The 12,630-nt window shown below is 62.3% G+C and carries 12 protein-coding genes; 5 read left to right on the top strand and 7 right to left on the bottom strand.

Annotation, left to right across the window (positions count from 1 at the left end):
* Window positions 1–48 precede the first annotated feature (48 nt).
* The 3 genes from AC1DRO_RS14020 (at window position 49) to AC1DRO_RS14010 (ending at window position 3,571) form a co-directional block, all read left to right on the top strand.
* Complete coding sequence (locus AC1DRO_RS14020; RefSeq protein ID WP_476951263.1) at window positions 49–1,479, top strand: amino acid permease; 1,431 nt, start codon at window positions 49–51, stop codon at window positions 1,477–1,479.
* A gap of 90 nt (window positions 1,480–1,569) precedes the next feature.
* Window positions 1,570–2,733 (top strand): alanine racemase, encoded by a 1,164-nt coding sequence (gene alr / locus AC1DRO_RS14015; RefSeq protein WP_476951262.1) that lies wholly within the window; start codon window positions 1,570–1,572, stop codon window positions 2,731–2,733.
* Window positions 2,734–2,770: 37 nt separating this feature from the next.
* Window positions 2,771–3,571 carry an IclR family transcriptional regulator gene (locus tag AC1DRO_RS14010; protein ID WP_476951261.1) on the top strand — a complete coding sequence of 267 codons (801 nt, stop codon included), beginning with the start codon at window positions 2,771–2,773 and terminating at the stop codon, window positions 3,569–3,571.
* Here AC1DRO_RS14010 and AC1DRO_RS14005 read toward each other — a convergent pair.
* The 3 genes from AC1DRO_RS14005 to AC1DRO_RS13995 are packed head-to-tail and all read right to left on the bottom strand — an operon-like array spanning window position 3,568 to window position 5,574.
* Window positions 3,568–4,344, bottom strand: coding sequence for an IclR family transcriptional regulator (locus AC1DRO_RS14005; protein ID WP_476951260.1), 777 nt, complete (start codon window positions 4,342–4,344; stop codon window positions 3,568–3,570). The two genes, AC1DRO_RS14010 and AC1DRO_RS14005, sit on opposite strands and share 4 nt — an antisense overlap.
* Before the next feature lie 31 nt (window positions 4,345–4,375).
* The gene (locus AC1DRO_RS14000) at window positions 4,376–5,128 is read right to left on the bottom strand and encodes a cyclase family protein (protein ID WP_476951259.1); all 753 of its coding nucleotides are present in this window, start codon (window positions 5,126–5,128) and stop codon (window positions 4,376–4,378) included.
* Window positions 5,125–5,574, bottom strand: a complete 450-nt coding sequence (locus AC1DRO_RS13995) for a hypothetical protein (protein WP_476951258.1) — start codon at window positions 5,572–5,574, stop codon at window positions 5,125–5,127. Before AC1DRO_RS13995 ends, AC1DRO_RS14000 begins: the two co-directional genes overlap by 4 nt.
* A gap of 323 nt (window positions 5,575–5,897) precedes the next feature.
* Between AC1DRO_RS13995 and mmuM the strand changes: the two genes are divergently transcribed.
* Window positions 5,898–6,905 carry a homocysteine S-methyltransferase gene (mmuM, locus tag AC1DRO_RS13990; RefSeq protein ID WP_476951257.1) on the top strand — a complete coding sequence of 336 codons (1,008 nt, stop codon included), beginning with the start codon at window positions 5,898–5,900 and terminating at the stop codon, window positions 6,903–6,905.
* Between the two features lie 382 nt (window positions 6,906–7,287).
* Here mmuM and AC1DRO_RS13985 read toward each other — a convergent pair whose 3' ends face one another.
* The 4 genes from AC1DRO_RS13985 to AC1DRO_RS13970 all read right to left on the bottom strand — a co-directional run bounded on the left by AC1DRO_RS13985 (window position 7,288) and on the right by AC1DRO_RS13970 (window position 11,439).
* Window positions 7,288–8,247 carry a carbohydrate kinase family protein gene (locus tag AC1DRO_RS13985; protein ID WP_476944998.1) on the bottom strand — a complete coding sequence of 320 codons (960 nt, stop codon included), beginning with the start codon at window positions 8,245–8,247 and terminating at the stop codon, window positions 7,288–7,290.
* Between the two features lie 120 nt (window positions 8,248–8,367).
* The gene (locus tag AC1DRO_RS13980) at window positions 8,368–9,162 is read right to left on the bottom strand and encodes an ATP-binding cassette domain-containing protein (protein WP_476951256.1); all 795 of its coding nucleotides are present in this window, start codon (window positions 9,160–9,162) and stop codon (window positions 8,368–8,370) included.
* A complete protein-coding gene (locus tag AC1DRO_RS13975) occupies window positions 9,159–10,205 on the bottom strand; it encodes an ABC transporter permease (RefSeq protein WP_028275204.1) in 1,047 nt (348 codons plus the stop codon). The genes AC1DRO_RS13980 and AC1DRO_RS13975 overlap by 4 nt, the downstream gene beginning before the upstream one ends.
* 115 nt (window positions 10,206–10,320) lie before the next feature.
* Window positions 10,321–11,439: a substrate-binding domain-containing protein gene (locus AC1DRO_RS13970; protein WP_476951255.1), complete on the bottom strand. Its 1,119-nt coding sequence runs from the start codon at window positions 11,437–11,439 to the stop codon at window positions 10,321–10,323.
* Window positions 11,440–11,604: 165 nt separating this feature from the next.
* Here AC1DRO_RS13970 and AC1DRO_RS13965 point away from each other — a divergent pair, with 165 nt between their 5' ends.
* Complete coding sequence (locus tag AC1DRO_RS13965) at window positions 11,605–12,603, top strand: LacI family DNA-binding transcriptional regulator (protein WP_476951254.1); 999 nt, start codon at window positions 11,605–11,607, stop codon at window positions 12,601–12,603.
* Window positions 12,604–12,630 lie beyond the last annotated feature (27 nt).

Here is a 12,630-nt window from a genome sequence, read left to right as displayed (position 1 = left end):
TGTGTCGCATCTTTCGCATCAGACCTATCCACTCACCTGGGAGAAACCATGGAACCGTCATCACCTGTCCAGCTAGACACACAGCCCACGTTTCCCCCGTCGACCGACACTGGGCTCCGGCGGTCCATGGGGGCACGCCATCTGGTCATGATCGCCATGGGCGGGGTGATCGGCTCAGGGCTGTTCCTGAGCTCGGGCTACACCATTTCCCAGGCCGGACCGCTCGGCGCGGTCATCGCCTATCTGGTCGGCGCCTTCGTTGTGTACCTGGTTATGGCCTGCCTCGGCGAGCTTGCCATCGCGTATCCGGTCTCAGGCGCCTTCCACATTTACGCGGCGAGGTCGATCGGGCCGGCCACAGGGTTCGCCACGGCCTGGCTGTACTGGCTCTGCTGGGCAGTGGCCATCGGATCGGAGTTCACTGCCTCCGGTCTCCTCATGCAGCGCTGGTTCCCGGATGTTGACGTCTGGGTCTGGTGCGTCATCTTCGCCTCGATCCTCTTCGGATTCAATGCAGTTTCCTCGAAGTTTTTCGGCGAGTCCGAGTTCTGGTTTGCCATCGTTAAAGTCGGCGCCATCGTGGTCCTCATCGTTCTTGGTGGCGCGGCGTTGTTCGGCATCCACCCGCTCAGTGAGGGAGGCAGCCACCCGTTCATGTTTGAGAATTTCAACACCTCCAGCGGTCTCTTCCCCAACGGTTTCAGCGGCGTCCTAGTCACTGCACTTGCAGTGTTTTACGCCTTCTCCGGCTCGGAACTCATCGGTGTGGCAGCGGGGGAAACAGCTGACCCCGCCACCAGCATCCCCAAAGCGATGCGCAGCACAGTCATCCGCCTGCTGATCTTCTTCGTCGGAGCAATCGCTGTCATCGCAGCTACCATCCCGTTTGATCAGGTAGGCCTGGATGAAAGCCCGTTCGTGACTGTCTTCTCATCCATAGGCATTCCTTTTGCCGCCGACATCATGAACTTCGTCATCATCACCGCCCTCCTCTCCGCTGGAAACAGCGGCCTCTTCTCCTGCGCACGGATGCTCTACTCCCTTGCCGATGAGGGGCACGCCCCCCGGGCGCTGAAGAAACTGACCCGGGGCGGTATCCCCCTAATCGCGCTTTCAGTCAGCATGCTCGGAGGCCTTGCGTCGCTCATCAGCAGCGTCGTTGCGCCCGAAACGGTCTACCTGGCTCTCGTTTCAGTGGCAGGTTTCGCCGTCGTCGGGGTCTGGATGTCCATCACGGCCTCGCACTTTTTCCACCGGAGGTCCTTCGTCAGGAACGGCGGCGATGTCGCCGCCCTTGCCTACAAAGCCCCGCTGTTCCCGCTGGTGCCCATCCTGGCCTTTTCGCTCTGCCTAATTTCGCTCATCGGCATCGCTTATGACCCCAACCAAGTAGCAGCCCTCTATTTCGGAGTTACCTTTGTTGGCGCCTGCTACGCCTTCTTCTACTTCAAGTACGGACGCAAGGCGCGCGCAAACTAACTGTCCTAATGCCGCCATCAACCATCGCCTACCCAGCTACTCGGCCGGGGACTTTCGTCCCCGGCCGAGAAGCCGTCCAACGGATAAACCATGAATTCACAAGACCTGAGGCAACGCGTACGCAGTTCGGGCCTCGACGCCGGCAGCTGGCTGGAGATTGACGCAGCAGCTTTCGAGTCAAACGTCCGGAACCTCCTGTCTATGATCGATAACCGGGCGCTCCTGTGCGCAGTGGTCAAGTCCCATGCATACGGACACGGAGCTGACCTTTTACTCCCTTCCCTTGTTCGTCTAGGCGTTCCCTTCGTCGGAGTAGGAAGTAACGAGGAGGCAGGCATTGCACGCCGCTGCGGTTTTGCGGGCCGGATTTTGCGTGTCCGTGCCGCGGCTCCGCAGGAGATCAAGGCCGGCATGCGTCACGGAGTCGAAGAACTTGTTGCCGACCCGCAGAGCGCCTGGGAGATGCACAAGATCGCTGCCGAGGCCGGGACGGCGATCCGCATTCACCTCGATATCAACGCTTCCGGGATCAGCAGGCACAGCCTCGACGTCTCGTCCACGCTTGGGCGGGCATCTGCGGTAGGGATCGTGAGCCACCCTGGGCTCATACTGGCCGGGATCATGACTCATTTTCCCAAGGACGATACCGGCCATATCGAAACGGCTCTACTTCGTTTCCGCAGTCAGGCGTTGACGCTGCTCCAACTGACCGGAACGCGCCGGGAGGACGTGCTGCTCCACTGTGCCAACTCCTACGCCGCGCTGCACGTCCGCGGCTCGTGGCTGGACATGGTCCGTGCCGGGGCAGTCCTCTACGGCGATTCGGAACCTACAACAGGGCACTTCCAACGGTGTTTGGCCTTCAAAGCCCGGACCGCTTCCATTAATAGCTATGCAGCAGGTACCAAAGTCGGCTACGGGCTAACCCACACCTTGGACCGGGACTCAAGGCTGGCATCAGTGACAGCGGGTTACGGAGATGGTTACCGGCGGGCACTGGCCAGCCAAGGCAGCGTGCTTGTCCGCGGCCGACGCGCTGCCATAGTCGACAACGTTTCGATGAATTCCATGGTTGTCGACGTCACCGACGTGGCGGGAGTTTCCCCTGGAGACGAAGTCGTGCTGTTCGGGCGGCAGGGACGCGCAGAAATCGCTCCGGCAGAACTGGAAGCAGCGAATTCAGCGATACTCGCTGACCTCTACACTGTGTGGGCGCAAGGAAACCGCGTCCTGGTCAACAATGAAGACATGTGAGAATAGGCGTAGTCATCGGGCGGAAGGAGCACGGAGCATGGATTCTTCCTCGGAAGCGTCGTCCATGGCCCAAGGACTTCGAATAGTTCGGTTGGTCGCAGACAGGGAGAAGCGGGGCAGGCGGCTTCTCGGCGTTTCCCAGCTCGCATCCGAGCTGGATATGGAACAAAGCCGCGTCTCACGGCTGACGCAGGAATTGTGTGAGCTGGGACTGCTGGAGCGAGTCGAACGCGGCCCCTTCCGAACCGGTCCACGTTTTTTCAGCCTGGCCGCAGCGCTGAATACCGGCTGGGTCCGCGAATCAAAAACCGAACTTGAGGCGTTAGTGGCTTCTTTCGGCCTTAGATCCAGAGTTTCCGTCCGTGATGGCTTCCGGGTCGTTCTCCTGCGGGCCTCCAGTAACGATGCGGTACCCGGCAGCTTCGTGAAACCCGGCATGGTGACGCCCGTGTGGTGCACCGGCTCCGGACGGGCCTTGCTGTGGGACGACCAACAGCCAGCCGTGGAAGTCCTTCTCCAGGATGTCAACTTTATCGGCGTAGGCGGTCCGGGGGCGGCCCATTCGCCGCAAGAAGTCGCCGAACTGATGGACCGGGACAGGGCACGGGGCTTCATTGTCGCGGAGGAAGAATTCGAGCACGGAATCTACGAACTGGCCGTTCCGGTCCGCAACGCTGAAGGATCGATTCTGGCCGCGCTCAGCGTCCTCGGCAGCCGGGCCGAGATCAAACCCAGCACCAGTGACATTGCAAAGGCCCTTACGGCAGCAGCCGAGCGGCTGGGGTCCTTTGAGGGCCATCCCCGGGGCAACGCAGTCCGGAAGGGCCTTGCCAGCTAGGGCCGGTTCTGCGGCGCCGCGTGACCCAACGTTGACTCAAGCCACTTTCCCCAGGACACGAGAGCCGTAGCGCATAGCTCCAGGCGCGGCTCCAAGCGTGTCTTGGCGCCGACGACCTGAAGCGCTGCCACCACATCGCCCTTGAAGTCGCGAATCGGAACGGCCAGGGAGTAAAGTCCTGGTTCGGCTTCCTCGTCGACAACGGAGTACCCCCGTGCCCGCGCCCCGCGCAGTCGTGACAGGAAGTCCTCGACGTCAAGCGGTGTATTGGGGCCATGGCGCACGAAGGGAACGCCGGAGAAAATGGTTCGGACTTCGGCGTCCGAGGCTTCCCACAGCAGGGCCTGGCCGGCATCGCTACAATACGCCGGGTAGGGCCGGCCCAGCCACGAACCGACCATGTTGCTACTTGCCGGAACACGCTCACCGATGGTGACAGTACTGTTTCCGCTCATAACTCCAAGGAAGCATCCTTCGTTAGTTTCACCGGCCAAGCCTTCCAGGGCGGTTACGCCGTCGGTCTGCAGCCGTTGCTCTGTCAACAGCTGTGCGTCTGTCAGGAGCGACCAGTTCATTGTGTAGGACCGGTGGTCTCCGCGTGCCAGAAACCCCTCCTGCTCGGCGGTCCGCAGGCTGCGCGAAACCTGGCTGCGGTCCCTGCCCAGATCGGCTGCTATATCAGCGACCGTTCCGCCAGACAGGCCTTCTGCGTTGCGGGAGCCCACCGCGAGGACAGCCATGATTCCCCGGCCCATGCTGGACGTCTTAGACATGGATCCGATTCTAGTCAGTGGAGACCGTGTCTTAGTGGATGGCGAAGACACGGGCTGGAAAGCCGCTGCCGTGCAGGGGTTTCGGCCAGCTTGCAATGAGGATCGCGCCGGCTTCTGGAAGTCCGTCCAGATTCGCCATCAGCTCGATCTGCCACCGGTTCCGCGCCAGGACATAGGTCTCCAAGCTGAAATCCTGGCGGGACGTAGCCAGTCCCGGGTCTGTGTCTGTCTGCTCATGGCCGACGGCTGTTACCGACCGCTCCTCGATCAGGAAGGAGAGGACTTCCTGGGACCAGCCAGGCGTGTGGCTGGCCCCCTTATCGTCCCTGTTTGCCATGGCGTCGGCGTCGGGCCAACGATGGCTCCACCCTGTCCGCAACGCCACAAAGGCCCCGGGGGCGATGGCACCGTTGCGGCGCTCCCATGCCTGGACGTCCTCCATCGTGGGAGTGGCGTCCGCATTTGCGGTGACCCGCGCGGTGATGTCGAGGATGGCCAGTGGAAGGACCATGTCCTCCACAGGAATCTGGTCCAAGGTCCGTCCCCCGCGGATGAAATGCGAGGGAGGGTCAACGTGCGTACCCCATTGGCCGATGATCGAATAGCGGTGAGCGGTGAAACCGTCGCCTTTCTCCAGGTCAAAGACCGCCTCCCTGATTTCGTCGGGGAAGGCCGGGAAATGCGGCTGGCCGGGGTGGAAGGCGTGCGTCAGATCGGTGAATGACCTGCCCGCCAGCAACGCCTGCAGACCGTCCCAAAGTCCGGCCGTGGTGGCTTCAATCATGATGCGGCCTCGCTCTCAAAGAGTGCGGGAAGGGCTGTGCTGGAGACGCTGACCGGGCCTGTCAGTTCGATGACCGGTACCTCCCAGGGATGGATATCCACGATGTGCTGCAGGAAGCGTTCCACGGCGGCGTCAGAGAGCGCCGCATCGAAATACGTCGTGAAGACCAAGGTAGGCGAAATTGTCCGCTGCCCCACCTGCCCCAACGTAGGGTTAGCGCCTTCAGTGCAGGTGAAACCCTCGAAGCCCAGGCCGGATTCGAATACATGCCTGTAGTTGCCAAAATCCCCTAAGTCAGGGGATTCCGACGAAGCCCGGAGCAGGGCCGCGATGCCGGCCTCATCTTTGAATGCTTCTGCGTCGCCCCTGGCGAGCCGCGAGAAAGTTTCCGAAGCTATGGGCCAATGCACGCGCAGCTTGCGGACTGATTTCATTGCAATTTTCAAGGGAAGCCTCTTCCTGGGCAGTTCGCAAATGGTGTCTGAAGGCTATGGTGGCATAGAGTGATGTGCATTACAAGCATGAATAAATGCTTATTACGCACACTATTGGAGGAGGGCGCGTTCTCTCGGCACATCCGCCAGACTCTGGGCGTGACTGAGCCGCGGAACACCGGTCAGAGCACGCGGCTGCTGACCGTCATCTGCAAGCCACGGGCTGCACTGCGCCTTTTGGCACTGCACGCTGTGCTACCGTGCATTGCCGGGCCGCGAGGCGCCGCAACTGCCCGGCAGGAAAGAACAAACCGAAATGCTTGGAGCCGTGAACGATGCCCAGTAACACCTTGCTTTCCCGCACTCTCGACGCCGGAGCGAACCTGACCGTGGACGGTGCACTCGCCACCGAGCTTGAAGCGCACGGCTGCAATCTGGAAGACCCTTTGTGGTCGGCTAAAGTCCTTCTGGAGCAACCGGAACTGGTCAAGCGCGTACACCACGATTACTTCCGCGCCGGAGCCACTGTCGCCATCACGGCGAGCTATCAAGCCACACCCCTGGGATTTGCGCGCCGCGGCATCGGCGAGGAAGCGGCCTTGGAACGGGTGGCATTGAGTGTGCGCCTGGCCGACGAGGCACGCCGCGAGTACCTGGCGGAAAAACCGGATGCGGGCCCCCTGCTGGTTGCAGGATCGGTCGGGCCCTACGGCGCGTACCTTGCCGATGGATCGGAATACCGAGGCGACTATGTCCTCAGCCAAAACGAGTTTTTGGAGTTCCACCGGCCTCGAATCGCAGCGCTGGTGGCGGCCGGAGCGGACTTTCTTGCCTGTGAGACGCTGCCTTCATTGCCGGAGGCCGAGGCCCTGCTGGCACTCATGAAAGAGTTTGACGTCGAAGCCTGGCTCTCCTTCACGTTACGGGATGGCGGCCACCTCAGCGACGGTACGCCGCTGGCCCAGGCGGCAAAGCTCTTTTCGGCGGAGCCGCTCGTGGCGGCTATCGGCGTGAACTGCGTGCCGCTGGAGCTGGTCTCCCCATCGCTGGAGGCCCTGGGCAGAGCCACTGATACGCCCCTGATCGCATATCCGAATTCGGGCGAAAGCTATGACGCAGTCACCAAAACGTGGGGTCCGGCCGCGGCGAGCACTTCAGGCCCCGATAGCAAACAGCCCGCAAGCCTTGCGGAGGGAACGCCAATCTGGCGTGAACTTGGTGCACGGCTCGTGGGTGGGTGCTGTCGAACGACCCCACAGGATATTGCCGCCGTGACGGCGCTGTCAGAAACTCACAAACCTGGATATCGACCGGTTGGTGCTGCTGGCGCAAAAAACTTCTGACGCGTCACGAACTTGGCCTATACGCAGTTAACCTAAGTGGCAATGTCCCCTATTGAGTAGCGATGTATCGGGATCTGTGCAGCAGCACCGCCGTTTTTGCGTTTCGGTGAGCTGCCTAAGCGGAACAGTTTGGCCGGCGGGGCATAAGCGAATCCGGAATCCCGGCGTCGGTAGAGGATTTTCCGGTCTGGGGGCGGGCGAGGGTGGCGCTGAAGGAGCGGTATCCGGGACGCGTTGGGTCTTGGATCTGCAGCCCAAACGCCGTGTCCTTTACGTAGTTCGCGGACACGGATCACGAAACGCGGCGCGCCGCCTCAGATAGGCGGCAACCATCCTATTTGGTGAACGGTCTTGTGTGACAACCGTCATTTGATTAGGTGGTTCAGGAACCCCCGTATTGGGCACCGGAATGGGCTTCGATTGCGATGTTGAGTTCTTCCAGGGTCGGGGGGTTTGCTCCCGGGCGCTGCACGGTGATGGCCGCTGCTGCAGCTGCGGTGTGTCCAAGCTGCTCCAAGACAGCTGGGGCGAAGCCTTCGGTTCCTCGGGTGAGAAAGCCCAGGATCAGGGCGGACATGTAGGAGTCCCCGGCGCCGATGGTGTCGGCAACTTTGGACTTCACGGCGGGAATGCTGATGTTAGCGGCGGGGGTGGTGAATTGTGAGCCGTCGGCGCCTTTGGTGATGACGGTAAGTCCGGCGCCCAGACCGAGGATGTGTGCTGCGGTTTCGTCCAGGCTTTTTTGGGGGTACAGCCAGCGGGCGTCTTCGTCGCTGAGTTTGACGACGTCGGTTAGGGGCACGAGCTCTTCGAAGGTGGCCAAAGCTTCCCTGTGGCTGCCGAGCAGCGCTGGACGGATATTCGGGTCATAGGTGACCATGCAGTGTGTGCGGGCTTGTTCGAGCAGGGATTTCACGGCGCCCGCGCCGGGATTAAGGAAAGTGGCGATGGATCCGGTGTGCAGGATTTTTGGGAAGAAGGCGGGGGCTGTCGGGGCAAGATCCCAGGAGATGTCGAAGTCGTACTTGGCGGAGCCGTCGGGTTCAAGGGTTGCTGTGGCCGATGCCGTTTTGGTGAGGGATTTTGATCCGGGCAGAAGTATGACGCCTGCGCTGCTGAGGTGGTTTTCGATGGAAATCCCACGCGCGTCCGAGGCGATGGCTGTGAGCAGACCTGTGGTGACGGCGAGGCGGCCAAGTCCGTAGGCGACGTTGGCCGGTGAGCCGCCGGGGTGTTCCACCGTGTCGTGCGACGTGGTGACCACGTCGATCAGCGCTTCGCCTATGACCATGACGTCGAGCATCTGGTGAGCGTCGTTCCGGGCTGTTGTGAGGTAATCCATGGTCTGTCTCTCGTGGGATGGTGATGATGGGAACTCCCGGTATGGATCCGCCCGCGGACCTGGGGGAGGTCCGCGGACGGAGAAGGGGCTCCGGTAGAGCGGGCGGGTACTAGCCGGACCTCAGGCGGTGGCTGCGCCGGTCATGATCGCCACTGCGTCGGTCATGGTGTGTGATTGCGGAGTGATGGTGGCAGCGCACTTGCCCAGGCGCTGGATGTGGATCCTATCCGCTACGTCAAAGACGTGGGGCATGTTGTGGCTGATCAAGATGACCGGCAGGCCGCGGTCGCGAAGGTCCCGGACCAGCTGGAGCACCTGGTTCGATTCCCGGACGCCAAGTGCCGCCGTCGGTTCATCCAGCACAACGACCTTTGAACCGAACGCTGCGGCGCGGGCCACGGCGACAGCCTGGCGCTGGCCGCCGGAGAGGTTCTCCACCGGCACCGTCACGTCCTGCAGGGTGGAGATGCCCAGCCGGGTCAGCTCATCCTTGGCCTTGGTGCGCATGCCTTTGGTGTCGAGCATCCGGAACACGCTTCCGAGGAGCCCCGCGCGCCTTTCCTCACGGCCCAGGAACAGGTTGGAGGCGACGTCCAGCGCCGGTGAGACCGCCAGGTTCTGGTACACGGTTTCGATGCCGTGGACCCTGGCGTCCTGCGGCCGCTTGAAGTGCACCTGCTGTCCCGATACAAAGAGTTCTCCTGTGTCGGGAACTTCGGCGCCGGTGAGGCACTTGATCAGGGTTGATTTGCCTGCACCGTTGTCGCCAATGATCGCCAGGACTTCGCCCGGGTACAGGTCCAGGCTGACGCCGTCCAGTCCCACGACACGGCCGAAAGTCTTGACGAGGTTCCGGGCCTGCAGGATGGGCTCGCGCGTGGCGACGTGGGAGGCTTCAAATTCAGTCATGGTCATGACTTGACCTTTCGGATCCACTGATCGACGGACACAGCAACAATGATGAGGACGCCCACGGCGAGCGTCTGGTAGAGCACGTCCAGCCCGGCGAGCGAGAGGCCGTTGCGGAAGACCCCGACGATCAGGGCGCCGAGGAGGGTTCCCCAGACGGAGCCGCGGCCGCCGAAGAGGCTGGTTCCGCCGATGACGACGGCTGTGATGGAGTCCAGGTTCAGGTCCACGCCGCCGTTGGGGCTGGCTGCGTTGGTGCGTCCGATCTGGATCCAGGCGCCGACGGCCAGGACGGCGCCGGCTGCGAGGTAGACGCTCATGAGGACACGGTTTACCGGGATGCCGGCCAGGCGGGCGGCTTCCTTGTCATCTCCGACGGCGTAGACGTGCCGGCCCCAGGCCGTCTTGCCCAGGATGAAGGCGACCGCGATGTAGAGCAGGAGCATCATGACGACGCCCGTGGAGATCCTGACCGGGCCCACCGGGAAGGTGGTTCCTGTCCAGGTCAGCAGGGGCGGCATGGCCGAGCCGCGCACTGTCGCTCCGTTGGAGTAGAGCAGTGTCAGGGCGATGAAGATGTTGAGCGTGCCCAGGGTGACGATGAACGGCGGGAGCCGGAACCTGGTGACCAGGAATCCGTTCAGGGCTCCGGCGGCGAGTCCGACCACCAGGCCTGCGAGCAGGGCGAGAGGCGCGGGTATTCCGTTGTTGACGGCGAGCTGGGCCATGACCATGGACGACAGGATCATCACGGCCCCGACGGAAAGGTCGATGCCTGCCGTAAGGATGATGAGGGTCTGGGCGATGGCCAGGGTGCCGACGACGGAGACCTGCTGGGTTATCAGGGAGAGGTTTTCAACCCGCAGGAACCTCTCATTGAGGAGGCTGAACACCACCACCGCGATGAGAAGCACGAGGGCGGGGCTGACGGCGGGGTAACGGTGGAGGATATTGCGTATCCGGCTAAGCGGTGTCTGGCGGTCGAGGAATTCCTCGGCCAGGTCGGCCTGCCCGGCGCTGGGCGGTCCGGCGGTCTGTTGCTGGGTCACGATTGGTCCTGATCTTCGGTGATGGTTGCTAGGGCGGAGCTAGCTCGGTAGATGAAGTGCGGGGAGGCCGATAGCGGACTCCGGCCTCCCCGTCCCCTTAGTGAAGCTGGGTGGGTTACTTTCCCCAGCAGATGTCGGAGGCCTCGGTGGTGGTGATGCTCTTGACGCCGTCGACCGGCTTGTCCGTGACAAGCTCGACGCCGGTGTTGTAGAAGTCAAGCCCCGGTGAGTTGGCCGGCTTCTGGCCGGTCTTGGCGAGGTCAGCGATGGCCTTCACTCCCAGTTCGGCCATCTTGACCGGGTATTGCTGGGCCGTGGCACCGATGACTCCGGACTTGACGTTGTTGACGCCGGGGCATCCACCGTCCACCGAAACGACCAGGACGTCCTTTTCCTTGCCGGCAGACTTCAGGGCCTCGAAAGCGCCGGCCGCGGCGGGTTCGTTGATCGTGTAGACGACGTTGATGTTCGGGTTCTTGGACAGGAGGGTTTCCATGGCGGTGCGGCCGCCGTCTTCGGCGCCCTGCGAGGCCTGGCTGCCGACGATCTCGTATTCGCCGCCCTTGCCGCCGGTGTACTTTCCGGTCTTGGCCTCGTCACCGTTCTTCTTCTTGTCCGCGGTGTCGATGCCGAGTCCCGTGAGGAAGCCCTGGTCCCGGTTGTAGTCCACGGAGACAACCTTGTCGTCAAAAAGATCGACGAGGGCAATGGTCGCTTTCTTCCCCTCCAGCTGGGCTGCGGTCCACTTGCCGATCAGCTCACCCGCGGCGAAGTTGTCGGTCGCGAACGTGATGTCGGCGGCGTCGGCCGGGTCCGGAGGTGTGTCCAGGGCGATGACGAACAGGCCGGCATCCTTGGCCTTCTTCAGGGCATCCACTACAGACGGGCCGTTGGGGGTGATCAGGATGCCCTTGTCGCCCTTGGAGATCGCGTTCTCGATGGCCTGGATCTGGGTGTCCTCGTCGCCGTCAGCCTTGCCGGCAGCCAGCTTCAGGTCCACGCCCTCGGCCGCGGCGGCCTTCTTCGCCCCGTCTTCCATGGCGACGAAGAACGGGTTGGTCGTGGTCTTAACGATCAGCGAGACGCCGACCTTTTCACCGGACGCGGCTCCCGTTGATGAGGCGGACGGGGAACTTCCACCACATGCTGAAAGACTGAGCGCTCCCAGAGTCAGGACTGCTCCTGCAGCGAAGAGGCGGGTGGCCGTTGAACGGGGTGCTTTGGAACTCAACATTGAATCTCCTGATGTTTGAGGCCCTCACTGGCCTCGACAACGATGTCATGTACGATGTAATCAGCATCACACTAGAGAGTCAATAGATGCAACTTAGAAGGAGCGATATATTTGACAACGATGTCCGATCGTAGCCAGCCGACCCTTTCCGCCAGTCGTCCGACAATGCGCCACGTGGCTGCCCTTGCCGGCGTCGGAATAAAGACCGTCTCCCGCGTGATCAACGACGAACCTGGCGTGTCGGACGCCACCCGGGAAAAGGTGCTCAGCGCTTCACGGCAACTCAACTACCAGCTGGACATGGCCGCCGGCAGCCTGCGCCGCGCGGGCAGAAGGACGCTCTCGGTCGGGCTGTTGCTGCCGAGTGTTTCCAACCCGTTCAGCGGCGAGATCAACCGGGCCATAGAAGATGCTCTTGGGGCCAGGGGAATCGCGGTCTTTGCGGCGAGCCTGGATGATGACCCCCAGCGGGAGCAGGACATCGTGGCGGCATTTCTTGGGCGGCGTGTCGACGGGCTCATCCTCACGCCCATCGCCAGGAGCCAGGCGTATGTGATCCCGGAGCATTCCCGTGACCTGCCTTTGATCTTCATTGACCGTGAACCGGTAGGAGTGGAAGCAGATGCCGTCGTGACCGACAACGCCGCAGGCTCCGCGAGGGCAGCTGCTCACCTGATCAGCCGCGGCCACGCCAGGCTCGCCTATCTGGGGGACCGCACCGACATCCAGACCGCCCGGGAACGCCGGCGGGGGTTCATTGAGGAGATCGGCCGGCAGGGAATTCCCACTTCCACGATTCCCGTTCGTGAAAACCTGCACGATGAGGAATCGGCCAGATTGGCCGTGTTGGAACTTCTCACCGCTGCCGAACCACCGACGGCGATTTTCTCCAGCCAGAACCTCATCACTTTCGGCGCCATGCGCGCTCTGAGAGAGCTCGGGCTGAGCAAACGCGTGGCCTTAATCGGATTCGATGACTTCACGCTTGCCGACATGATGGATCCCGGCGTGACAGTCATCGCCCAGCACCCCGAGCGAATCGGGAAGCTGGCAGCAGAGCGGCTCCTGGCCAGGATCGATGGCGACCAGCAGCCCCCGCATACCTATGTTGTCCCGTCTGAGCTCATACAACGAGGCTCCGGGGAACTCCGCCCTCCGGCCTGACAGGGGTGGCCTCCTGAACTATATTTC

It is taken from the genome of Arthrobacter sp. P4_F11 (assembly GCF_056401395.1).
Note: the sequence above shows the minus strand (reverse complement) of the source record. Positions and strands in the feature narration are given on the sequence as shown.